Origin of the sequence: Streptomyces sp. NPDC001222, from assembly GCF_042896945.1 — a bacterium.
Lineage (GTDB): Bacteria > Actinomycetota > Actinomycetes > Streptomycetales > Streptomycetaceae > Streptomyces > Streptomyces gibsoniae.
The window spans coordinates 83,011-104,638 of the sequence record NZ_JBIAXT010000006.1 but is presented as its reverse complement, the minus strand read 5'-3'; the positions used below and the strand labels follow the sequence as shown (position 1 = coordinate 104,638).

Here is a 21,628-nt window from a genome sequence, read left to right as displayed (position 1 = left end):
ACTGTTCAATCAAGTGTTAGTAATCGTCGAGCTGCCGCCGGTTGACGCGGTACACCTCGGGGACGCAGAGGTTGAGGACGACGGCGGCGGCGATGAGGGCGGCGCAGGCCAGGAGGACCGTCCGGGTGTCCCACATCCGGGCCGCGAGGGCGGTGAGGAGATACCCGAGGGGGATGGCGAGGCGTTCCCCGACGTTGTTGAACGCCCCCATGCGTCCCTGCTCGGGCGCCGGCACATGCTGCTGGAAGGCCGTGGCCCAGGCGACGATCGAGATGTCGAGCCCGATGCCCGCGAGCAGGGCGGCCGACAGCACCGCGGGCAGCGGCAGGCCCGTCCCCATGGCCACCAGGGGAAGCATGAGCGTGAAGCCGGCCGCGACCGCCACGGCGAGCAGGCGACGGGGCTTCCAGCGCAGACAGACCAGGGTCCCGGCCAGCAGCCCGCCCGCGAAGGCAGCCTGGACGAGCCCCCAGCCGCGGGCTCCGTCGTAGTGCCGCGCGGCCACGAGGGGGCCGAGGAGTTGGAACCCCGCCAGCCAGGCGGCGACGAGGACGGTTCCGGCGGCCGTGTAGGTCCACAGCCAGGTTCGTGACCAGAACCCGGTCCACCCCTCGCGCAGACTGCTCAGCGCGCTGCCGACGGACGGGGGAGCGTCCAGGCGCAGACCGAGGAGCAGCAGGGCCGCCGCGGCGAAGGTGAGGGCGTCCCAGGCGAGGGCCCAGGCGGGACCGCGGGCCGCCACGACGAGACCCCCGATGACGGGGCCCGCGACCTTGACCGCGTTGGTCGGCAGTCGGAGCCACGCGTTGGCCCGCTGAAGGTGTTCCGGGGGGACGATCTGGGCGAGGGCGCCCTGTGTGGCGGGCTGGATGAAGGCCACCGCGACGCCCGAGACCAGACCGCACAGGGCGATGGACGTCGTCGTCGCCCGGCCGGTGCCCACGGTCGCGGCGAGCGTGCCCTGGGCGGCGGCCGCCAGCAGATTGCCGAGGAAGAGGAGCCGGCTGCGCGACAGCCGGTCCGCGAGGACTCCGCCGACGAGGAGGAAGAGGATCGTCGGGACCGTGTTGAGGGCGAGCACCAGACCGAGGGTCCCGGCTCCCGAGCCCTGCCCGATGACGGAGTAGGCCAGCGCGAGGGGTGCCATCGCGGATCCGGTGGCCGACACGAGGCTCGCCAGCCCGAAGCGCCGGAAGGCCGGGACGCTCAAGGGGGTTCGGGAGCGGGCTGCCGGTAAGGCTGTGGCGGTTTTCATGATCTCCCTCGTGATCGGCGAGGGGTGCACCTTATTGCAGAAGCGAGAGTGCGCTGCGCTGCGGGGCAGGACGTCCTCCGCGTCCCGTTTGCCGGGCCCGGCCAGGGTTACCCGCGGGAAGAGGCCGACGGCCGACAGGGAGAGGAGGACCCCGCCGTGAGCAACGCGACGATGGAACGCGAGGAGGCGGCGCGGCTTCCCGAGGGCGACGTGGTCCGCATCCTGCTGGAGCAGCACGCCCGGATCCGAGACCTCTTCACCGAGGTCAAGAGCGCACAGGGGGAGCGGAAGAGAGAGATCTTCGACGAGCTGAGGGCTCTGCTGGCCATTCATGAGACGGCGGAGGAGATGATCCTGCGCCCGACGGCGGAGAGAACTGCCGGAGCGGCCGAGGCCGAGGCACGTAACCATGAGGAGGAGGAAGCCAACAAGGTCCTCGCGCAGTTGGAGAAGGTGGACGTCGCCAGCGCCGAGTTCGACTCCCAGATCGCCGCCTTCGAGCGGTCCGTGATCGACCACGCCGAGCACGAGGAGCAGGAGGAGTTCCCTGCCGTGCGTCAGGGCTGCGACGAGAACCAGCTCAGGGGCATGGGCGCCCTGCTCATGACGGCGGAGAAGCTGGCACCGCCCCATCCGCACCCGCGTGCGGCGGGATCGACCGCCGCCCAGTGGCTGACCGGGCCCTTCGCCTCCATGGTCGACCGCGTCAAGGACGCCCTCACCCGGTCCCGGGGCGGCACCTGACACGGCGAGACCGGCTGCGCTTCGACGGCTGGATCGCCGGGATCGGCACGTCGTCCGGCACACGCGTGGTGGTGGGGCACTGGGCACGGTCGCCGTTCGGGGCGTTCAGTGACGTGATGCTGGAACGGCGGGACGGACATCGGCTCCTGCTGGCTCCCTCCGCGCAGACGGCGGACTTCATCGCCGGCACCTATGTCTTCGACGAGGTGCGGGTGACGGCGGTCCGGGTGGACGCCACCGAGAGGGACTGGACGGTCACGGCCGGCACACTGCGTCTGCGCTTCTGCCTGGGCAGCCGAGGTGCCGTGGGGTGGCTGCTGCGAGCCGTGCCCGGGCCGCTCGCCGCCCGTCCCGCCTGGGCCGCGTGGACGACCCGGCCGGCCTGGCTGCTGCTGGGCGCACGCACCTGCGGCAGCGCGGGCGGCGGCCGCTACGAGTGGTACGGGGCGAAGGACCTGCACCCCATCACCGCCGCCATGGTCCGCTTCGAGGACGAGGACCTCGGCTCCCTCGGCCCGGTCCGGCCGCCCGTGCGATTCGGGTTCGGTTCGACGCCGCGCGGACCCTGTCTGGTGCGCCTCACCACCACGGTGGCCATGGGATGCCGCAGGCGGGCCCGTCTTACCCGACCGTGAACAAGGCGTTACGCAAGTTTGAGTCGTGCTCGGAGGACTCCTGGGGGAAGGTGGAACTGTGACAGCAGGCGCCACGGAACTTGCCCGGGAGTGCGAGCGGCTGCGGGTGGAGAATCGGCAACTGCAGCGTGCCGTGTCCTCTCACGCTCTGGTCGACCAGGCGATAGGCGCCGTGATCGTGCTCGGGCGGATCCGGCAGGACGAGGCCTGGGGGGTACTGCGGGACGTCTCGCAGCGCACCAACACCAAGCTGAGCCTCATCGCCGAACACGTCCTCAAGTTCGCCCAGGGCGGTGACCTGCCCCAGCCGGAGCTGGACGAATTCAGGCGGGCCCTGGAGCGCAGCAGGATCGGCTCCCGCACCGTTCAGTGATCCCCGTAGCGCACCTCGCTGAGTCCCGTGCCGCAGCGCACTGAGCCGCGCACTGCGGGCGCCACCCGGTATCCCTCCCGGGGCCGTCCCGGCGTGTCGAACGGCCGGCCGCGGGCACTGGGAGACGATGAGGTGTCCCGGACAGCCGGAGCGGGGCCGACGAGGGAGGGGCCGCATGGAGCGACAGGCCGCAGCGGACGGCACCGGCGAGCGCAGCGCGACGGCCGCGCTCCGCACGGATGGCCTGTCCCCGCACCGCGACGCCGCCGACGTACGACGGCGGATTCCGCGCACCGACGCCGTACTGCGTGATCCCCGGCTGTCCCGGGCCGCGCGCCGGCTGGGGCCGCGTGTGGTGAAGGAGGCGGTCCGGCGGGCGCAGGAGCAGGCCCGGGCAGGCAGCATCGCACCGGCTCAGGTGGCGGACGCGGCGGTCGCCCTGTTGCCCGCCACGGCCGGCGGACTGCGGTCGGTGATCAACGCCACCGGCGTTCTGTTGCACACCAACCTCGGCCGGGCGTCCCTGTCGGCGGCCGCCCGGCAGGCCGTACACGAGGCCGGCGGACCGACGGACGTCGAACTCGACCTGCACACCGGCGTCCGCGCCCGCCGCGGACGCTCCGCGTTGCGAGCCCTGGGCGACCAGGTTCCGTCCGCCGCCGCCGTGCACGTCGTCAACAACGGTGCCGCCGCGCTGGTCCTCGCCGCCACCGCGCTGGCCGCGGGCAAGGACATTGTCATCAGCCGAGGGGAGATGGTGGAGATCGGGGACGGTTTCCGGCTCCCGGACCTCCTCGTCTCCACCGGGGCGCGGCTCCGCGAGGTCGGCACCACCAACCGCACCACGGTCGCCGACTACGCCGCCGTGATCGGCCCGGAGACCGGCTTCGTGCTGAAGGTGCACCCCTCGAACTTCCGCATCACCGGATTCACCCGCGCCGCCGGGACCGGCGAACTGGCCGCGCTGGGCGTCCCCGTGGTCGTCGACATCGGCTCCGGCCTGCCGGCCCCGCACCCCCTGCTGCCCGAGGAGCCCGATGCCGAGACCCAGTTGCGTGCCGGTGCCTCACTCGTCACCGCGAGCGGCGACAAACTGCTCGGCGGACCGCAGTGCGGCCTGCTCCTCGGGGAGGCGAAGTTGGTCCGCACCCTTTGCCGCCATCCCCTCGCCCGTGCCCTGCGGGTGGACAAGCTGACCCTGGCCGCCCTGGAGGCGACGCTCACCGGGCCGCCGACCCCGACCGCCGCCGCTCTGGCCGCCGACCCGGCCCATCTCATGGACCGCGCCCTCCGACTCACCGACGAGCTGAGCGCCGAGGGCATCGACGTACGGGCTGTGGAGAGCGCAGCGACCGTCGGGGGCGGCGGCGCGCCCGGCGTCACCCTGCCCAGTGCGGCGCTGTCTCTGCCGGAGTCCCTCGCGGCCGCACTGCGCACCGGCCCCGTCCCCGTGGTCGGCCGCCTGGAGGCCGGGCGCTGCCTCCTCGACCTCAGGGCGGTACCGCGCGAGGACGACGAGCGCCTCGCCGACGCCGTGCGGTCGGCCGCGAGGAGGTAGCGCATGCGGGTCCTGGCCACCGCCGGACATGTCGACCACGGCAAGTCCGCCCTGGTACGGGCGCTCACCGGAATGGAACCCGACCGCCTCGAGGAGGAACGCCGCAGGGGTCTCACCCTCGATCTCGGCTTCGTGTGGACCCGGCTCGCCCCGGACGGGGAACACCTCGCCTTCGTCGATGTGCCGGGCCACGAGAAGTTCGTCGCGACCATGCTCGCCGGGGTCGGCCCCGTGCCCGCCGTACTGTTCGTGGTGGCCGCCGACCAGGGCTGGCAGCCGCAGTCGCAGGAACACCTGGCGATCCTCGACGCGCTCGGGGTGCGGCACGCGGTGCTCGCGGTGACCCGCAGCGACCTGGCGGACCCCGAACCGGTACGCGCCGACGCCGTCGAGCGCTTGGCCGCCACCTCACTCGGCAGCGTGCCGTCCGTCACGGTGAGCGCCGTGACCGGCGCCGGACTGGACGAACTGCGCACCGAGTTGGCCCAGCTGGCCGGCAAGTTGCCGGACCCGTCCGTGGATGCGGACACACGGCTGTGGCTGGACCGCGCCTTCACGGTACGCGGCCACGGCACCGTGGTGACCGGCACGCTCGGTGCGGGCACCCTTCGGGTCGGCGACCGCCTGGTGACGGGGGACGGCTCAACGGCGCTGCGAGTGCGGGGACTTCAGTGCCTGCACGAGGAACGGTCCGCGGTCGTCGGGGTGGCGCGGGTGGCCGTCAATGTGCACGGCTCCACGGCCGACGCCCTGCGGCGGGGGCAGGTGCTGCTGGCCCCGGACCGCTGGCTGCTCACCGGGGTGACCGATGTCCGCATCACCGGCGAGCCGGTGAGTGAACTGCCCCGTGAGGTCACCCTGCACATCGGTACGGCCGCCGTCCCCGTGACGGTACGACCCCTGGGCGAGGACACCGCGAGGCTGACCCTGGGCCGCGCACTGCCCCTGCGCGTCGGCGACCGCGCGGTGCTGCGGGAACCGGGCGGCCGACGCCCGCCCTGCGGAGTGACCGTGCTGGATGTGCGCCCGCCCCGGCTGACCCGGCGGGGCGCGGGCCGGGCCAGGGCGGCGGAGCTCGCCGCCATGACGGGCCGTCCGGACGGCCCCGCGGAGCTACGGCGGCGCCGCCTCGTGCGCCGCTCGGAGCTGGTGGCGATGGGCGTGCCGCCGCCTGCCGTGCCCGTGGTCGGGGACTGGCTCGTGGACGAGACCCACTGGGTGGGGTTGCGCAAGCGACTGGCCGCCGAGGTGGAACGCCACGCACAGCGGCACCCCTTGGAGCCGGGCCTGCCGGCCGAGGCGGCGCGGCGCCTGCTCAGCCTGCCCGACAGGGCGCTGGTGGACGCCCTCGCCGAGGCGCCGGGTGCCGTGGAACTGAGGCGGCAGCAGGGCCGGTTGTACGGCCCCGGCCATGACCGGCCCACGCTTCCCCCACCCCTCGCCGCGGCCGTCGACGCCGTACGGCGCGAACTGACGGTGGCACCGTTCCGCGCTCCGGAGGCGGATCGTCTCCGGGAACTGGGCCTCACCCGCAAAGCGCTGGCCGCCGCGGTCTCCGCGGGGGCGCTGCTGGCGGTGGCGGAGGGCATCGTGCTGCTCCCGGGCGCGGACGGCCACGCAGCCGACGTCCTGCGCCGGCTGCCCCAGCCGTTCACCCTCAGTGAGGCCCGCCGAGCCCTGGACACCACCCGCAGGGTGGCCGTGCCGCTGCTGGAGTTCCTGGACGCGCGGGGGTTCACGCACCGGGTGGACACGCAGCGCCGCCGCTGCCGGATTACGAACAGGTGACTACTGTCCCGGACCGGCACAGGCGCCCCAAGCACTCGCTACCGTCGTCGGTCCGACACATTGGGGGGACAGATGACAAACCCGTACACCATGCCGTCTCAACCAGTCAGACCCGCACCGAAATGGGCACGGAAGCGCTATGTGCTTCCCGCACTGGCACTCGCGTTCTTCGTCGGTGTGGGGGCCGGCGGCAGCGGACAGCAGACCAGGACGAAATCCGTAGCCAACGCTGTCCGGCCGACCGCCACCGTCACGGCGACCGCGACGGCCACCGAGACCGCGACGCCTCAGGCGGCACCGACCGTCACCGCCACCAAGACCGTGCAGGTCCACGTCACCGTCACCGCGAAGGCAGTGGCTGCGGGTGGAGGCGCCGGCAGCGACGGCAGCGGCAGTGACGACAGCGGCGGCGGAGGGGGCGGCAGCGTCTACTACGCCAACTGCAGCGCGGCTCGCGCGGCCGGGGTGGCGCCCCTCTACCGGGGCCGGCCCGGGTACGACTCCCATCTCGACCGGGACGGCGACGGCGTCGCGTGCGAGTGAGGACACGGAGCCGCTGAGACGCCGGATGAGCACGAAGCCCGGCCGTGCCCCCACCACGGCCGGGCCGACGTCAGATCAGGACAGCTTCCACTCGGCGGTCTGGTCGGAGAATCCGGAGTCCATCGTGAACTGGACCGTCGCCGTCTTCGAGCCCTTCGGCACCTCGAAGACGATCCAGCCGAGCGCCTTCGCGCCGGGCTTCAGCTTCACGTCGGACGACATGGACGGGCCGGCGGTGATGTCGGCGAACGTCGACTCGAACTGCTGACCCTCGCTGTCGGCGATCTGGGCGCCGTTGGAGGGGCTGTCGCCGTAGACCTTGGTTCCGGTGTTGACGAGCCTGAACTGCACGCCGACGAACCGCTTGCCGGCCTCCGGGGCCGTGAATTCGTCGCTGGACTTCGCGGGGTCGGCGACCTTGACGAGGGTGACGTCGAGCTGGCTGCCGTCCTCCATGCCCTTCGCGGTGATGGTGTCGCCGACCTTGGCCACCTTGGGCGCGGCGCTCTTCTTGGTGGTGTTCTTCGCGGCGCCCTTGCCGGTGTCGGCCTTGGCGGAGGCACTGACCTTCGGCTTGTCGACGACGGAACTGCCCGAGGTGCACGCGGTGAGAGCGAGTGCACCGACGGCGGCGGCGGTGGCGAGTCTGATGTGAGTGCGGGTGCGCATGGGTCCCCCCAGGGTTGTTGTGGTTCGCATGTGAAAGACATGTGAAGGAACCATATGGTTGCACGTTCCACGAAAAAAAAGTTGAGGGCCGGGGGAACCTGAAGGCCGATTCTGTCGTCGCATTGGCGCGGAGGCCGGTGCCTGTGGAGGAGCCGCGGGGATCGCGGTGGGACGTCGCATCGGCGGGACGGGGACGCGGGGTCCCTGCGCTCACGCTCCCTGATGCCCGGTACGCGGGCTCGTGGGGCGACCGTGTTCCGTCCCCGGACGGGCCTGGGCGTGCGAGTGGCTCCGCGTTCGCACCGGTCGGGGCGGATACCTTGGCGGAGGCGGACGGGAATCGAACCCGCCTGCCCGAGATCCTCGGACACCTCGGTTTTGAAGACCGGGAGGGCCACCAGGCACCCACACGCCTCCACCGCCCGCCAGGCTACTGGACGCCTTGCCCCCGCCGGCACCACTGGCGCAGGCGGGTTGGATTCCCGTCCGCCCCGCCGAAATCGGCGGCGGCATGTTCGACCGAGCCCTACGGCGGTACTCCCAGCGCGGTGCGCACACAAGTGGCCGCGACTCACCATCCGACGAAGGAGTCCGCTATGACCTCGACGCGTGAGACACCCCTACGACTCACCCAGTTCGCGCACGGCGGCGGGTGCGCCTGCAAGATTCCGCCCGGTGAGCTGGAGGACATCGTCGGCGCGCTGACGGCGCCGTCGGTCGCGGCCGACAGCTCGCTCCTCGTCGGGCCGGCCACCGGCGACGACGCCGCCGTCGTCACACTGCCCGCCGTCCACGGCACCGCCGAGGCCGCAGTGGTGGCCACGGCCGACTTCTTCACCCCCGTCGTCGACGACCCGTACGACTGGGGGCGCATCGCCGCCGCCAATGCCCTGTCCGACGTGTACGCGATGGGCGGCCGTCCGGTGGTCGCCGTCAACCTGCTGGCGTGGCCGCGCGAGGTGCTGTCCTTCGACCTGGCGCGCGAAGTGCTGCGCGGCGGACTGGACGTGGCGGTCGAGGCCGGCTGTCATGTGGGCGGCGGCCACAGCGTGGACGATCCCGAACCCAAGTACGGCATGGCTGTCACCGGACTCGCCGATCCGTCGCGGCTGCTGCGCAACGACGCCGGGCGGCCGGGTCTGCCGCTGTCGTTGACCAAGCCCCTCGGCCTGGGCGTCCTCAACAACCGGCACAAGGCCACGGGCGAGCGGTTCGAGCAGGCCATCGCCACCATGGTGAGGCTCAACCGGGACGCGGCCACCGCGGCTCTGGACGCGGGTGCCCGCTGTGCCACGGACGTGACCGGCTTCGGCCTTCTCGGTCATCTCCACAAACTGGCGCGGGCGTCCGGCGTGACCGCCGTGATCGACACATCCGCCGTGCCGTATCTCGACGGGGCACGGGAGGCCGTCCGCGACGGGTACGTCAGCGGCGGTACCCGGCGCAATCTGGAGTGGGTCACGCCGTTCACGGACTTCGGCGACACGGACACCGACACCCGGCTGCTCCTGGCCGACGCGCAGACCTCGGGCGGTCTGCTCGTGGCGGGGGAGGTGCCCGGGGCGCCGGTCGTCGGGGAACTCGTCCCGCGCGGCCCTCACTCGGTCGTGCTGAAGTGAGGCCCCCGGCCCGGCCGCCGCGGGGTCACGGCTCCGTACCGGTGTGGTCGTCGATCCCGGCCCGCGCCCGGTAGACCCGCACCAGCTCCACGGCGGCCGGGCCCCGCGGGCGGCGGCCGGGCCGGATGTCGACGGCGAACGCCTTGGTCTCCTGGATATGGGTGTTGGGGTCGAGGGCCATGTGCACCAGCTCGTTGGCCGCATCTCCCGTGCTGTAGCCGTTCGGACCCCAGTGGTAGGGCAGTCCGACCTGATGCAGGGTGCGTCCGTGCACGGTCAGGGGCCGAACCCGGTCGGTGACGAGCACACGTGCCTCGATGACGTTGCGGGCGCTCACGATCGTGGCCCAGCCGGTGTGCTCCAGGCCGCGCTCGGCCGCGAGTTCAGGGGACACCTCACAGAAGAACTCCGGTTGCAGTTCCGCCAGGTAGGGCTGCCAGCGGGACATCCCGCCCGCGGTGTGGTGCTCGGTGAGCCGATAGGTGGTGGCCACGTACGGGAACACCTCCGTTCCCGGCTCGCCGCCGCTCGGCTGGTAGCGGTTGTCGGGGTGCGGGGGCAGCAACTGCCGTACCGGATTGCGCTGCTGTTCGTAGAGCAGGTTGGGGAACGGCGAGTCCTGCGGCTCATAGTGGGCCGGCAGCGGACCGTCGGTCAGCCCGGAGGGCACATACAGCCAGGCCTTGCCGTCGGCCTGCATGACGAACGGATCGGTGCCCGAGAGGGCCTCCGTCCCGGTGGCGTCCGAAGGCGGCTGATAGCGCGGGGACTTGGTGGCGGCGAAGTCGGCGATGTCGTGACCGACCCACCTGGCCCGGTCCTCGTCCCACCACACCAGTGCCTTGCGCTCGCTCCAGGGTTTGCCGTCCGGGTCGGCCGACGCCCGGTTGTACAGGACGCGGCGGTTGGCCGGCCAGGCCCAGCCCCACTCGTTGGCCACCCAGTTCTGTTCCCTGCCCGGTTTGCGGCGCGCCGCCTGGTTGACGCCGTCGGCGTACACACCGCAGTAGATCCAGCAGCCGCAGACCGTGGAGCCGTCGGAGGCGAGCTGCTCGTAGGAGGACAGGGGATTCCCCTCGGCGTCATGGCCGTTGATCTCGGCGAGGACCGCCTCCGCGTCCGGCTCGGCGTGCTCGCCCCTCGTGGGGTAGTCCCATGTCAGGTCGAGCACCGGGCGGTTCATCTCGTCGGTCGACCCGGCGAGCTTCCGGCGGATGACACGGCCGAGGTGGAAGGTGAACCACAGATCGCTACGGGACTCGCCGGGCGGCTCGACGGCCGCGTGATGCCACTGCAGCAGTCGTTGGGTGTTGGTGAAGCTGCCGTCCTTCTCGGTGTGCGCCGCGGCCGGCAGGAAGAACACCTCGGTGCGGATGTCCTCGGTGCGCAGCTCGCCCGTCTCGATCTCCGGCCCGTCCTTCCACCAACTGGCCGACTCGATCAGGGAGAAGTCCCGTACGACGAGCCAGTCGAGGTTGGCCATGCCGAGGCGCTGCATCTTGGCGTCGGCCGAGCCGACCGCGGGGTTCTCGCCGAACAGGAAGTAGCCCTTGCAGGTGCCCTCGAGCTGGGCCATCACCGTGTCGTAGGTGGAGTGTGAGCCGGTCAGCCGCGGGAGGTAGTCGAAGCAGAAGTCGTTGTCGGGGGTGGCGGCGTCGCCCCAGTACGCCTTGAGCAGGCTCACCAGGTACGAGCGCATGTTGCTCCAGTAACCCTTGTGGGCCGCCTCGGCGTTCACGAAGGCGTCCAGGTCCTCGTTCTTGTGCGCGTGCGGCATGGGGATGTAGCCGGGCAGCAGGTTGAACAGGGTCGGGATGTCGGTCGAGCCCTGGATGGAGGCGTGCCCGCGCAGGGCCAGGATGCCGCCGCCCGGCCGGCCGATGTTGCCGAGCAGGGTCTGCAGGATCGCGGCGGCGCGGATGTACTGCACGCCCACCGTGTGCTGGGTCCAGCCGACCGCGTAGGCGAAGGCGGTGGTCCGCTCGCGCCCGGAGTTCTCCGTGACCAGCTCGCACACCTGGCGGAAGAGGTCCTGCGGCACGCCGCAGATCTTCTCCACCATCTCGGGCGTGTAGCGGGCGTAGTGCCGCTTGAGGACCTGGAAGACGCAGCGCGGATGGGTCATCGTCTCGTCGCGTTCGGGCTCGCCCTCGCCGATGACGGCGCCGCCCGCGCCATGGGCCTCACCGCGTGCCGCCTCGGCGACCGACCTACCGCCCTCGGTGCGCTTCTCGTACTCCTGGTCGCGCGCGCCGGAAGCCGCCTGCGTCTCCGTGCCCTCGTACTGCCAACTGCTGTTGTCGTAGCTGCGGCTGTCGGGGTCCAGCCCGGAGAAGACGCCGGCGAGGTCCTCGGTGTCACGGAAGTCCTCCCGCACGATGACCGGCCCGTTGGTGTAGGCCACGACATAGTCGCGGAAGTACTTGTCGTTCTGCAGGACGTAGTTGGTGATCCCGCCGAGGAAGGCGATGTCCGAGCCCGCGCGCAGCGGCACATGAAGGTCGGCCAACGCGCTGGTGCGAGTGAACCGCGGATCGACGTGGATCAGCTTCGCGCCACGGGCCTTGGCCTCCATCACCCACTGGAACCCGACCGGATGGCACTCCGCCATGTTCGAGCCCTGGATGACGATGCAGTCCGAGTTCTGCAGGTCCTGCTGGAAGGTGGTCGCGCCGCCGCGTCCGAACGAGGTTCCCAGACTGGGAACGGTCGAGGAGTGTCAAACACGCGCCTGGTTCTCGATCTGAATCGCTCCCAGGGCGGTGAACAACTTCTTGATCAGGTAGTTCTCCTCGTTGTCCAGCGTCGCCCCGCCGAGGCTGGCGAAGCCCATCGTGCGCCGGGTGCGGGTCTCGTCGACCTCCCACTGCCAGCCCTCGCGACGGGCCGCGATCACCCGGTCGGCGATCATGTCCATCGCCGTGTCGAGGTCGAGGCGCTCCCACTCGGTGGCGTGCGGGCGGCGGTACAGGACATGGTGCTCGCGGGCCTGCCCCGTGGTGAGCTGGAGGCTCGCCGCGCCCTTGGGACACAGACGGCCGCGCGAGATGGGGGAGTCGGGGTCACCCTCGATCTGGGTCACCCGCTCGTCCTGGACGTAGACGTTCTGGCCGCAGCCGACGGCACAGTACGGGCAGACCGACTTGACCACCCGGTCCGCGGTGGCGACCCGGGGTGCGAGCCGTGCGCTGGCGCCGCTCTTGGCCGCGGCCCCGCGCCCCAGGGGATCCGTCCCCGTCAGCTGACGGAAGACCGGCCAGGAGTCGATCCATGTGCGTACGCCCATGCCGTGCGCCCTTTCGGTGGTGCCGTGCCCCTGCGCGGTGCCCGGTGTTCTCCGTCCCTTCGGGACCTGGGCGGTCCCGTTCGTCCTGCGGCAGATTCTTCCGCAGCCGGCCCGGCACGGCATCCTCGAACGCCGCTCGGCCGGTGCAGGGTACCCGTCGGATGCGCGGCCAAACCGGGCGTCCTGGCGAAAGGTGTGAGCCGAGGCTGTGAGAGGACTCCGGCCTGCGGTGTGTCCCCTCGCGGTGCGCACAGCACGCCCGTAGGGTCCGGGTGGCCCTGGTGCGGAAGGTGCGACGGGAGTGGTCGGATTGCTTACCGGTGACGGTCTCCCGGCGACCGGGGGCGGTGCTCTGCGTGCCCCGTGACACTCGGCCGGAGGTCCTCGTCTTCGACGTCAACGAGACGCTCACGGACATGGGCCCGCTCAGTGCGCGCCTGGAGGAGATCGGCCTGCCGGGGCACTTGCTGCCGATCTGGTTCGCCGGGGTGCTGCGCGACGGCTTCGCGGTGACCCTGGCGGGCGGTCATGCCACCTTCGCCGCTGTGGCCCGGGACGGGTTGCGGTCCTTGCTCGCCCGGGAACGGCCCGGCACGCCGGACCCCGGACCGGCCGTGGACCACGTCCTGGCCGCACTGCCCGGACTGCCTGTGCATCCGGACGTGCCCGACGGCGTACGGGCCCTGCACGCGACCGGGCGTCGTCTGGTGACCCTGACGAACGGCTCGGCCGGCACCACCCGGTCCGTGCTGGACCGGGCCGGTCTGGGGGACTGTTTCGAGGCGCACCTCGACGTCGAGGGCGCGGGCCGCTGGAAGCCCGCCCCGGAGGCCTACGCGTACGCGCTGCGCACGGTGGGCGTACCGGCCGAGCGTGCCATGCTGGTCGCGGTGCACCCCTGGGACATCGACGGCGCCGGGCGGGCCGGTCTGGCCACCGCCTGGCTGCGGCGGAGGCCCGATGCCTACCCGGTGGCACTGCGCCCCGCCGACCGGGAGGCCACCGGGATCGCCGATCTCGCCCGGCGACTGGACACCGCTCCCGAGAGGTGACGCCGTACGTCCGGCCGTCAGCGAGAGCGCTGCTCCAGCCGCTCCCGCTGCGGTACGACGGTGTACTTGGGGTCCTCGGCGGACGCCACTCCGGCGTGGAACACCCCGAACCGCAGAGCCGCCGACCCGGTCATCAGTGCCGCTCCCGCCGCCACCGTGAGCAGCCGGCTTCTCCGCCGGCCCGCAAGGACTGCCAGCGCCGCGCCGCCCGCGGTGAGTGCCTCCGCCGAGCGCAGCAGCGTACGCGGCCTGCCCTGCTCGTACGGCTCGGCGGCCAGGCCCATCCGCCGCTTCATCACCTGGAAGGCGCCCAGCTCCAGGACGGAACCCAGCACCGCCATACGGCGCGCGGGCCCGGTCTGCCCGACCGGCGCGCAGGCCAGGGCCAGTCCGGCGGCGGCGCTCGCACCGGAACCCGCGAAGACGAACGGCAACTGACGGTAGCCCTCGTGCCAGGACGGAACCGCGGTGTCGGAGACCAGGACGGCGGTGTAGGTGGCGACGGCCGGGCCGAGGACGGCGGCTCCCGCCGTCGCGGCGGCGCCGACGAGGCGGTGGCGGCGCGCCACATCGGTCGCCGCGGCGACCATGGTGAGCGGCGCGTATCCCGTCAGCAGCCACGAGCCCACGCTCATGGGCGAGGTGGGCTTGAGGACACGGAGCATGTTGAGGAAGCGTGCGGGCCGGCCCAGGTCGTGCACGAGCGCCGCCAGGGACAGGGAGATCGCCCCCACCGCGCCCAGCTTCGCTGTCCGGGCCAGAGCGGGGCGGCCGGTGGCGTGCGCCCCGGCGGCCAGCAGTGAGGACGCGCCGGCGAGACCTCCGAGATACAGGTAGCCCGCGATGTCGAGGGCCGACCACGTCGGCGGCTTCAGGATCGGCAGGCCGTAGTAGGAGGAGAACCGGGCCTCGGGCACCATGCGCTGTTCACCGCGGCCACGGCGGCGACGGCGGCCGGTGTACCCGCCGGGGAGCGCGTCCCGTCCGGGCCGGGCCCCTTCCACCCCGTCGCGGGAGACGCCCGATCCGCTCATCGCAGCCTCCTGGCGAAGGCGGCGACGGCCAGCGCGCCGAGCGACACCGCGGCCACCGCCGCGTGCCGCCACATGGCGGGCAGGTCACGGGTGGTGACCACCGGGTCGGGTGGCAGTCCGTAGACCTCCGGCTCGTCCAGCAGCAGAAAGAAAGCGCCGTCGCCGCCCACGCCGTCGTCGGGGCTCTCGCCGTAGAGGCGGGCGTCGGTGACGCCTGCCGCGTGCAGCCGGGCCACGCGGGCGGCGGCGCGCTCGTGCAGTTCCTCCAGCGGCCCGAACTGGATGGAGTCGGTGGGGCAGGACTTGGCGCAGGCCGGTTCCATCCCGACGCCCAGTCGGTCGTAGCACAGCGTGCACTTCCACGCCCGCCCGTCGACGGGGCGCTGGTCGATGACACCGTACGGGCAGGCGGGCACGCAGTAGCCGCAGCCGTTGCAGATGTCCTCCTGGACGACCACCGTGCCGAACTCGGTGCGGAACAGCGAGCCGGTGGGGCACACGTCGAGGCAGGCCGCGTGGGTGCAGTGCTTGCACACGTCCGAGGACATGAGCCAGCGCAGTTCGGTGCGTCCGTCCGGCGACACCGGCGAGATCTCCTGGTCCGGCGCCCCGGCGGGCGAGGCGTCCGGCGCGGGGGCGGTGGTCCCGAGCTGCCGGGCCGCGTCGAAGACGTCGACGTCCCCGTGGCCGACACCGGGTTGCTGTCCGTCGAGCTGCCTGCGCTGCTCGATGAACTTCACATGCCGCCAGGTGTCCGCGCTGAGCCCCTGCGTGTTGTCGTAGGACATTCCGGTCAGGCGGAGGCCGTCCTCCGGCACGGCGTTCCACTCCTTGCACGCCACCTCGCACGCCTTGCAGCCGATGCAGACGGAGGTGTCCGTGAAGAAGCCCATGCGCGGCGGACTGTCGACGTACCCGGCCGCTCCCGCCACGTCGGGCTGGGGACCGAACAGCTGGTTGCCATGCACCGTGCCCTCGGCCGTGCCGCTCGCCTTCCCGGCGCCGCCCTGCGTCATGCCAGACCTCCCTGCTCGGCTTGCTCGGCTCATGCATCCGCCCGCCCACCGGTCGTCCTCCGCGCGGGGCGCACTCCAGGGCGCGGCGCCGTTTCGAGCCTGGCACGAGTCCCCTGGGGCCGCGCGTTCGAAACGGCCGGAGACGGGCCGGTCCGCGCGCATCGCACAGCCCTCGGACGCGTCCTTCCCCGTGACGGGCCGCCCGGAGGGTCAGCGAGCGCTCTGCCGCAGCGTCGTCCGCGGTGTGCGGCCGTAGGCCTCGCGGTAGAGGGCGGCGAAGCGTCCCGGGTGGTGGAAGCCCCAGCGTGCCGCGATCTCGGTGACCGTGACATCGCCGTCGGGGTCGGCCGAGCGGAGGTCATGGTGGGCGTGGGTGAGGCGGACCCGGCGCAGATACCCCAGGGGAGTGGTGTCCAGGTGCCGGCGGAAGGCGTACTGCAGGGTGCGGATGGTGACGTGGGCGGCGGCGGCCATGTCGGCGAGCGTGATGGCCTGGTCGGCGTGGTCTTCGATGTAGGCCGCGGCGCGCCGCAGGGCCGCGGGACCGGCGTCGGCGCGGTCGGAGCCGGTGGGGTCGGTCTGCGCGGTGGTGGGAAAGGCCGCGAGGACACCGGCCGCCAGATGCTGGGTGAGGGTCGAGACGACCAGCGGCTGGCGGGCCAGGTCGGGTTCCGCGAGAACGGTCTGCAGCCGGGCGATGGTGTACTTCAAGTGCTCCGCGACGGCGGGGGAGTGGGGCCGGTGCCCGGTCAGGCGCACCGGCTCGGGACGTGACCGCGGTACGAGGTCGGCGACCTGGGTGAGCAGGTCGGGGTCGAGCATGGTGATGTTGTAGCGGGCCTGGCGGATGCGTCCGCTGTAGGGCAGCTCCGGCGGGGCGAAGCAGACGACGTCCCCGGGACCGAAGTCGTCCCGGACCCCATGGAAGGCGTGGTCCTCGATGGTGCCGTCGTGCACGACGCAGAGGCAGAGTCTGCCGAGCGGCGTGACGGAGTAGTCCATGTCGAAACGCAGGTCCAGCTCGTCGGTGCTGACCTGGTCCGTGGCATGGCGGATCAATTGTGCGCGGTTGCCCCCCGGGGTCCCGCTGCCGATGCGCATTCTCGCGTAGGCCTGGCTGAAGAACGCCTCGGTCTCCGCGAGGTCGTCGCTGTCGAAGGCCAGCGTGTCCATGACTGGATTCTCCCCTCCCTCAGCGATGTGGATTCTTTCGGACAGGTAAGGCCGGGCCGATCGGAACGGAGTCCCGACACGTTCACGGACTTCATAGATGCACGGTTTTCCGGTCCGCCGGACGGAAAACGTGCGGAAGTCGAAACAGCCGCTCGACACGATCGGCGGGCCCGGCTTTCGTTTCCCGTACTGCGCGGCGTGAGCTGTTCGTTTGATGTATCGCCCCATGGGGCGACCGAGTGCAGAGTGGGACACGAAGAGGCCGAAGCGGTCGTGGCGCGCCTGTGCGGACGTCAGGCCGACGCGTCCCCCGTCTGCCCCGGAGGTGTGTCCATGGCGTTGTCCGGCCTCTACGGGTGTCCTTCCCTGGAGCCACGGTCCGTGACGGAGCTGGCCCGGGACATGCGGCGGCTCTGCGCGGAGAACGAACGACTGCAGCGAGCCATCACCGCGGACGCCGTCCGCAACCAGGCCGTGGGCGTTCTGGCGGTCCTCGGCCGGGTGACGCCCGAGGACGCATGCCGGGCGCTGCGGGAGGTCGCCCGGCGCACCGGCACCGGCCTCGACGACCTTGCCGCAGGCGTGGTGAGGTTCGCGCAGGGCGGCGACCTCCCCGACGAGGAACTGGGCGAGCTGCGGCGGGTACTCGACCGGCTCACGGATGATTCCGGGCGCCGGGAGCAGCCCTCTACAGCAACCTGAGCGTCGTGGCGACCTGAACCGGTCGACGTCGTGGGTACGGGCCCAGGCGACCGCAAACGGTTCCGGTACGTCGTTCACCCGCGCAGGCGTACGACGCCACTCCTTCGGACCGGCCCGGCGGGCCGCGCAGGGGCGAGCACTTGACGCTCGCTGAGGAAGAACCCCTCGGAAGGAGGACCCCCATGAGCGCCACCCGACGCTCTCGCCGCCTGCGCAAGCCTCTGTCCGCCCTGACGGCCCTGGCCACCACCGCAACCCTCGCCGTCGCCGTCCCGGCCCTGGCGACCCCGGCTGCCGCCGCCGCCAAGGACACCTGTGGCGACCCCCGGCAGAACCTGGAGCCGACTGCCCAGGCCTTCCTCGACAAGCTCGCTCAGGCGGGCGGCCCGCCGATCCAGGACATGACGCCGGCCGCCGCCCGCAAGTCGCTGCTGGACCTCCAGGCCGCCTACCCGGTCGAGAAGCTTCCCGCCGACATCACCGAACGCACCATCCCCGTCGGTCCCACCCACTCGGTCTCCATCCGTATCGTCCGGCCGAAGGGCATGACCGGCAAGCTGCCCGTGGTGATGTACTTCCACGGCGGTGGCTGGGTCCTCGGCGACGCCTCCACCCACGACCGGCTGGTACGGCAGATAGCCAACGGTGCCAAGGCCGCGGTGGTCTTCGTCAACTACACCCGCTCGCCCGAGGCCGAGTACGCGACCGCCAACGAGCAGGCCTACGCGGCCACCCAGTGGGTCGCCCGGCACGGCGACGAGATCAACGTCGACGGCTCCCGGCTGGCCGTGGCCGGTGACAGCGTCGGCGGCAACATGACCGCCGCCGTCACCCTGATGGCAAAGCACCGCGGTGGCCCCAAGCTGGCCCAGCAGGTGCTGTTCTACCCGGTCACCGACGCGAACTTCACCACCCCGTCCTACCAGCGCTACGCCAAGGGCTGCTGGCTCACCGCCGCGGGCATGAAGTGGTTCTGGAACGAGTACGCCCCCGACACCTCGGACCGCACCCGGCCCACCGCCTCCCCGCTGCGCGCCACCACCGCCCAGCTGCGGGGCCTGCCCAAGGCGCTGGTGATCACCGACAGCGATGTGCTGTACAGCGAGGGCCGTGACTACGCCGTCAAGCTGCACGCGGCCGGCGTTCCCGTCACCCACGTCCACTACGCGCACATGATCCACGACTTCGTGATGCTCAACGGCCTCGCCGGGAGCCACGCCGCCCAGTCCGCGGTGGCCCAGGCCAACGAGGCCCTGCGGCAGGCTCTGTACGGCTGACGCGGCCCGAGTCCGTCGCCTCGGGCCGTCTCCACGACGCCCGATCGCACCGCCCGGCCGCTCTGTTCCCGTGACGCGGCCGGGCGGTGCTCGGCGCGCCTCGGGTAACGGCGGGCCGGTCGGGCCGGGTTTGCGGGGCGCCCGTGCCCTCATTCACTCGTGGCACGGGTGCGCCGTCGATCGGTGTGGGCCTCGTGGACGTGACGGCCCAGCAGAGGGCCGCCGAAGACGATGAAGCCGACCCCGATCAACCAGGACTGCACGATGAGGACCGCGCCGACCGTGCCGTAGGTGACGGCGTTGTTCACGATGAGCGGGGAGAAGACCTGGTAGGAGAACCAGCGCAGGCCGACGAGGCCCAGCATGGTGGCCGTCGCCCCGGGCAGCAGCGCCCGCCAGCTCACCCGGCTGCCCAGCAGGAAGTGCTGGCCCCACCAGAAGAACAGCATGCCGAAAAAGACGGTGAGGGTGATGCGGACGATGGACGGGACCATACCGCCACGCAGGATCGCGCCGCTCTGCACCTCGGCGAACAGATAAGCCGTCAGGGCAGCAAGCCATACAGCGCGGCGCCACACACTGTGCCAGCGCCCCGCGGGCAGATCCCACACCCGCTCATAGCCCGTCTGGACGCTCGAGGCGAAGGTGAGTCCGAACAGGGCCAGGGCGACGATACTGAAGACGCTGGTCGCGCTGAGTACTTTGCGGGGCGCGGTGAACAGGTGGTTCACCGCGTCCGCCGGGCGCCCCGTCAGGCTCATGCCGTCGGTCACCCAGGAGGCGAAGCCGCGCTGCTGGAAGGGGACCGCGGCGGCGACGACGATCAGCAGCGGCGCGAGGGTGACCAGGGCCAGGGCGGCGAAGCCCATGGCGCGGTGCATCAGTTCCATCTCACGGCCGTGCTGCCAGAGCCGCCCGGTGGACGAACTGTGCCAGCGGGTGTGCCAGCGTGTGTGCCGTCCGCGGTGCTGGGGGCGTTCGTGCGGGGGCGGGCCTGAGGAACCCGTCATGCGTCCCCCCGTTCCCGAGCCACCGTCAGCTGAAACCCCCTGCTCCCGTTGATCACCCTCTGGCGGTGCGACGTGCCGCACATGTGCGATACACTCGATCTAGTGAACGGCGCTGAACTTCGGTGCCCCTTCTCATGCGTTGGTGGTCCAAAGAAAGACGCCCCGCTTCCTGTGGGGAGATGCAGGTGCAAGGCCTGCCCGGCGCTCTACGAGACCCCGCCTCCGCTTACTCCGGAGGCGGGGTCTTCTGCGTGTTCGGGATCCGGCGGGCACCTTGGTCGTCGGCGGGTCGGCGGGTCGGCGGGTCGGCGGGTCGGCGGGTCTGAGCGTCAGTGGCTGTCGTGGCGAGTGACCCGCAGCGGCAGTGCGTTGGGGCGGATCTGCACATGCTCGACGGCACGGACACGGTGCCGGGGGACCGGATGGAGTCGCCACCGCGTCATGATGGCCGCCAAGGTGATCCGCATCTCGTGCCAGGCGAAGGTGTCGCCGATGCATTTGCGGTTCCCGGCCCCGAACGGGATGTAGGCGCCGCGCGGCAGGTCACGCTCGCTCCGGGACAGCCAGCGGTCCGGGTCGAACCGTAGGGGATCGGGAAAGGAAACCGGGTCGCGGTGCAGTGCGGCCGCGCTGAGGATCAGTTCGGCGCCTTCGGGCAGCCGTACCGAGCGGATGGTCGTCGGGCATGCGGTGCGCCGCATCATCAGCCAGTTCGGCTGGTACAGGCGCAGGACCTCGGTCAGGAAGCGGTCCGTGTACGGAGTTGCGGCACCGGGGTCCCCGGCGAGGCCGACGGCGCGGGCCTCCGCACCGATCCGTTCCTGGGCCTCGGGGTCGGTGCTGAGGACGTGCAGCGCCCAGGACAGCGTGGTGGCGGTGGTCTCCGCTCCGGCGATCAGGAGGGTGAGCAGTTCGTCGCGCGCCTGCTCGTCGGTCATGAGGGGGGTGGTGACGCCGGCGCGCCCCAGCATGAGGGACAGCAGATCACCGTCGCCCGCGTGGATCCTGGCGTGCTGGACGGCGCGCTCGGCGAGGGCGCGCAGGGTGGCGGCGGCGGCGAAGAAGCGCCGCCGGCCGCGCGTGGGAAGCGCGGCGACCCGCGTGGGGAGCACCGTGTGCAGGAACATCCCCTTGGTGAGCACATGCAGATACGCGGGGACTTTCTCGCCCATCTCGGCGAGGTCGCGCGGGATCTCGTGCGACGACGCGAACAGCACATGGAGGATGACCCTCGTGGCCAGGCGGCGCATCTCCTCGTCGAGTTGGACGACGGATCCCGGGTGCCAGCTCTCGGCCGTCTGCTCCGCCAGGGCGGCCATGGTGGGCGCGTAGCCGGCGATCCGGGCACGGTGGAAACCCGGCTGGAGGATGCGGCGCTGTCGCCGGTGGAATGCCCCCTCCGAGAGTGCGATGCCATTGCCCATGAAGGGTCGCGCCGTTTGGAAGAGGAGTCCTTTGCCCAGGTCTCTGCTCTTCTCCGTGAGGCTCTCGTGCACGGCGCCCGGTGAGTTGAGGACAAAGGCCGGGCGACTGCCGAGCAGGATCTGGACGACCTCGCCCTGAGGGCGCAGGGAATCGAAGAACCGGGAGCGGCTCGCCGCGAGTTGTGGCAGATGACCGAGGACCGGACACCGGCCCTGGGCGACGGGAGCGAGGGCGCCGGTCCAGTAACTACTGGCCACGATGACTCCGTTCCATGCTCTCCCACAGAGGGATGCGCTCCGGATCTGGGGCGAGAGGAAGGGGATCGGAAACGCTTGGGCTCCCTTGGTTATCGTAACGGCGGCGGCGAACGGCCGTAAAGAGTATGACTGAGAATGCCGTTGGGTTTTCCACGATCACAGGTCACGGGAAAAGAGGATTATATTTTCTTTGACATTCACCCTCAAGGTTT

General features: G+C 71.6%; 17 protein-coding genes, 1 tRNA gene and 1 pseudogene. 10 read left to right on the top strand and 9 right to left on the bottom strand.

Features of this window, described 5'->3' with window-relative positions; all coding sequences use genetic code 11:
- Positions 1–16: 16 nt before the first annotated feature.
- The gene (locus ACFY2Z_RS11130) at positions 17–1,255 is read right to left on the bottom strand and encodes an MFS transporter (protein ID WP_390743887.1); all 1,239 of its coding nucleotides are present in this window, start codon (positions 1,253–1,255) and stop codon (positions 17–19) included.
- Positions 1,256–1,411: 156 nt separating this feature from the next.
- Here ACFY2Z_RS11130 and ACFY2Z_RS11125 point away from each other — a divergent pair, with 156 nt between their 5' ends.
- From ACFY2Z_RS11125 to ACFY2Z_RS11100, 6 genes are all read left to right on the top strand, one after another.
- Complete coding sequence (locus tag ACFY2Z_RS11125) at positions 1,412–1,999, top strand: hemerythrin domain-containing protein (RefSeq protein ID WP_390743886.1); 588 nt, start codon at positions 1,412–1,414, stop codon at positions 1,997–1,999.
- A gap of 116 nt (positions 2,000–2,115) precedes the next feature.
- Entirely contained in the window at positions 2,116–2,634 is a 519-nt protein-coding gene (locus ACFY2Z_RS11120) for a hypothetical protein (RefSeq protein WP_390743885.1), read from the top strand.
- A 58-nt stretch (positions 2,635–2,692) separates the two neighbouring features.
- Positions 2,693–3,007 carry an ANTAR domain-containing protein gene (locus tag ACFY2Z_RS11115; RefSeq protein WP_390743884.1) on the top strand — a complete coding sequence of 105 codons (315 nt, stop codon included), beginning with the start codon at positions 2,693–2,695 and terminating at the stop codon, positions 3,005–3,007.
- Between the two features lie 175 nt (positions 3,008–3,182).
- The gene (gene selA / locus ACFY2Z_RS11110) at positions 3,183–4,565 is read left to right on the top strand and encodes an L-seryl-tRNA(Sec) selenium transferase (RefSeq protein ID WP_390743883.1); all 1,383 of its coding nucleotides are present in this window, start codon (positions 3,183–3,185) and stop codon (positions 4,563–4,565) included.
- Positions 4,566–4,568: 3 nt separating this feature from the next.
- Positions 4,569–6,353 (top strand): SelB C-terminal domain-containing protein, encoded by a 1,785-nt coding sequence (locus tag ACFY2Z_RS11105; RefSeq protein WP_390743882.1) that lies wholly within the window; start codon positions 4,569–4,571, stop codon positions 6,351–6,353.
- Between the two features lie 72 nt (positions 6,354–6,425).
- A complete protein-coding gene (locus ACFY2Z_RS11100; protein ID WP_390743881.1) occupies positions 6,426–6,896 on the top strand; it encodes an excalibur calcium-binding domain-containing protein in 471 nt (156 codons plus the stop codon).
- Between the two features lie 75 nt (positions 6,897–6,971).
- On the opposite strand, the gene ACFY2Z_RS11095 is transcribed toward ACFY2Z_RS11100, so the two are convergent.
- Positions 6,972–7,565, bottom strand: a complete 594-nt coding sequence (locus ACFY2Z_RS11095; protein ID WP_390743880.1) for a DUF4352 domain-containing protein — start codon at positions 7,563–7,565, stop codon at positions 6,972–6,974.
- A gap of 321 nt (positions 7,566–7,886) precedes the next feature.
- Positions 7,887–7,982 (bottom strand) — tRNA-Sec (locus ACFY2Z_RS11090).
- Positions 7,983–8,161: 179 nt separating this feature from the next.
- Here ACFY2Z_RS11090 and selD point away from each other — a divergent pair.
- Positions 8,162–9,221: pseudogene (selD, locus tag ACFY2Z_RS11085) on the top strand (selenide, water dikinase SelD); the annotation flags it as partial.
- Here the strand turns inward: selD and fdh are convergent.
- Positions 9,210–12,470, bottom strand: a complete 3,261-nt coding sequence (gene fdh / locus ACFY2Z_RS11080) for a formate dehydrogenase (RefSeq protein ID WP_390743879.1) — start codon at positions 12,468–12,470, stop codon at positions 9,210–9,212. The pseudogene selD and the gene fdh overlap by 12 nt on opposite strands.
- A 356-nt stretch (positions 12,471–12,826) precedes the next feature.
- Here fdh and ACFY2Z_RS11075 point away from each other — a divergent pair, with 356 nt between their 5' ends.
- Entirely contained in the window at positions 12,827–13,522 is a 696-nt protein-coding gene (locus tag ACFY2Z_RS11075; protein WP_390743878.1) for a haloacid dehalogenase type II, read from the top strand.
- Between the two features lie 17 nt (positions 13,523–13,539).
- On the opposite strand, the gene nrfD is transcribed toward ACFY2Z_RS11075, so the two are convergent.
- From nrfD to ACFY2Z_RS11060, 3 genes are all read right to left on the bottom strand, one after another.
- Positions 13,540–14,556, bottom strand: a complete 1,017-nt coding sequence (nrfD, locus tag ACFY2Z_RS11070; protein WP_390743877.1) for an NrfD/PsrC family molybdoenzyme membrane anchor subunit — start codon at positions 14,554–14,556, stop codon at positions 13,540–13,542.
- Positions 14,553–15,572 (bottom strand): 4Fe-4S dicluster domain-containing protein, encoded by a 1,020-nt coding sequence (locus ACFY2Z_RS11065; RefSeq protein WP_390743876.1) that lies wholly within the window; start codon positions 15,570–15,572, stop codon positions 14,553–14,555. Before ACFY2Z_RS11065 ends, nrfD begins: the two co-directional genes overlap by 4 nt.
- 210 nt (positions 15,573–15,782) lie before the next feature.
- On the bottom strand, positions 15,783–16,745 hold the full coding sequence (locus ACFY2Z_RS11060; protein ID WP_390743875.1) for a helix-turn-helix transcriptional regulator: 963 nt from the start codon (positions 16,743–16,745) through the stop codon (positions 15,783–15,785).
- A gap of 381 nt (positions 16,746–17,126) precedes the next feature.
- On the opposite strand from ACFY2Z_RS11060, the gene ACFY2Z_RS11055 reads away from it, so the two are divergent.
- Together ACFY2Z_RS11055 and ACFY2Z_RS11050 are read left to right on the top strand one after the other, a co-directional pair.
- On the top strand, positions 17,127–17,447 hold the full coding sequence (locus ACFY2Z_RS11055; RefSeq protein WP_390743874.1) for an ANTAR domain-containing protein: 321 nt from the start codon (positions 17,127–17,129) through the stop codon (positions 17,445–17,447).
- Between the two features lie 182 nt (positions 17,448–17,629).
- Positions 17,630–18,724, top strand: a complete 1,095-nt coding sequence (locus ACFY2Z_RS11050) for an alpha/beta hydrolase (protein WP_390743873.1) — start codon at positions 17,630–17,632, stop codon at positions 18,722–18,724.
- A 149-nt stretch (positions 18,725–18,873) separates the two neighbouring features.
- On the opposite strand, the gene ACFY2Z_RS11045 is transcribed toward ACFY2Z_RS11050, so the two are convergent.
- Both ACFY2Z_RS11045 and ACFY2Z_RS11040 read right to left on the bottom strand, forming a co-directional pair.
- A complete protein-coding gene (locus ACFY2Z_RS11045; protein WP_390743872.1) occupies positions 18,874–19,734 on the bottom strand; it encodes a ribonuclease BN in 861 nt (286 codons plus the stop codon).
- Between the two features lie 329 nt (positions 19,735–20,063).
- The gene (locus tag ACFY2Z_RS11040; RefSeq protein WP_390743871.1) at positions 20,064–21,416 is read right to left on the bottom strand and encodes a cytochrome P450; all 1,353 of its coding nucleotides are present in this window, start codon (positions 21,414–21,416) and stop codon (positions 20,064–20,066) included.
- Positions 21,417–21,628 lie beyond the last annotated feature (212 nt).

What these genes read in the sequence shown, in the direction of transcription:
- ACFY2Z_RS11130 (WP_390743887.1), bottom strand. Translation starts at nt 1,255, where the DNA reads ATGAAAACCGCCACAGCCTTACCGGCAGCCCGCTCCCGAACCCCCTTG.
- ACFY2Z_RS11120 (WP_390743885.1), top strand. Translation starts at nt 2,116, where the DNA reads ATGCTGGAACGGCGGGACGGACATCGGCTCCTGCTGGCTCCCTCCGCG.
- selA (WP_390743883.1), top strand. Translation starts at nt 3,183, where the DNA reads ATGGAGCGACAGGCCGCAGCGGACGGCACCGGCGAGCGCAGCGCGACG.
- ACFY2Z_RS11105 (WP_390743882.1), top strand. Translation starts at nt 4,569, where the DNA reads ATGCGGGTCCTGGCCACCGCCGGACATGTCGACCACGGCAAGTCCGCC.
- ACFY2Z_RS11100 (WP_390743881.1), top strand. Translation starts at nt 6,426, where the DNA reads ATGACAAACCCGTACACCATGCCGTCTCAACCAGTCAGACCCGCACCG.
- ACFY2Z_RS11095 (WP_390743880.1), bottom strand. Translation starts at nt 7,565, where the DNA reads ATGCGCACCCGCACTCACATCAGACTCGCCACCGCCGCCGCCGTCGGT.
- nrfD (WP_390743877.1), bottom strand. Translation starts at nt 14,556, where the DNA reads ATGAGCGGATCGGGCGTCTCCCGCGACGGGGTGGAAGGGGCCCGGCCC.
- ACFY2Z_RS11065 (WP_390743876.1), bottom strand. Translation starts at nt 15,572, where the DNA reads ATGACGCAGGGCGGCGCCGGGAAGGCGAGCGGCACGGCCGAGGGCACG.
- ACFY2Z_RS11060 (WP_390743875.1), bottom strand. Translation starts at nt 16,745, where the DNA reads ATGGACACGCTGGCCTTCGACAGCGACGACCTCGCGGAGACCGAGGCG.
- ACFY2Z_RS11050 (WP_390743873.1), top strand. Translation starts at nt 17,630, where the DNA reads ATGAGCGCCACCCGACGCTCTCGCCGCCTGCGCAAGCCTCTGTCCGCC.
- ACFY2Z_RS11045 (WP_390743872.1), bottom strand. Translation starts at nt 19,734, where the DNA reads ATGACGGGTTCCTCAGGCCCGCCCCCGCACGAACGCCCCCAGCACCGC.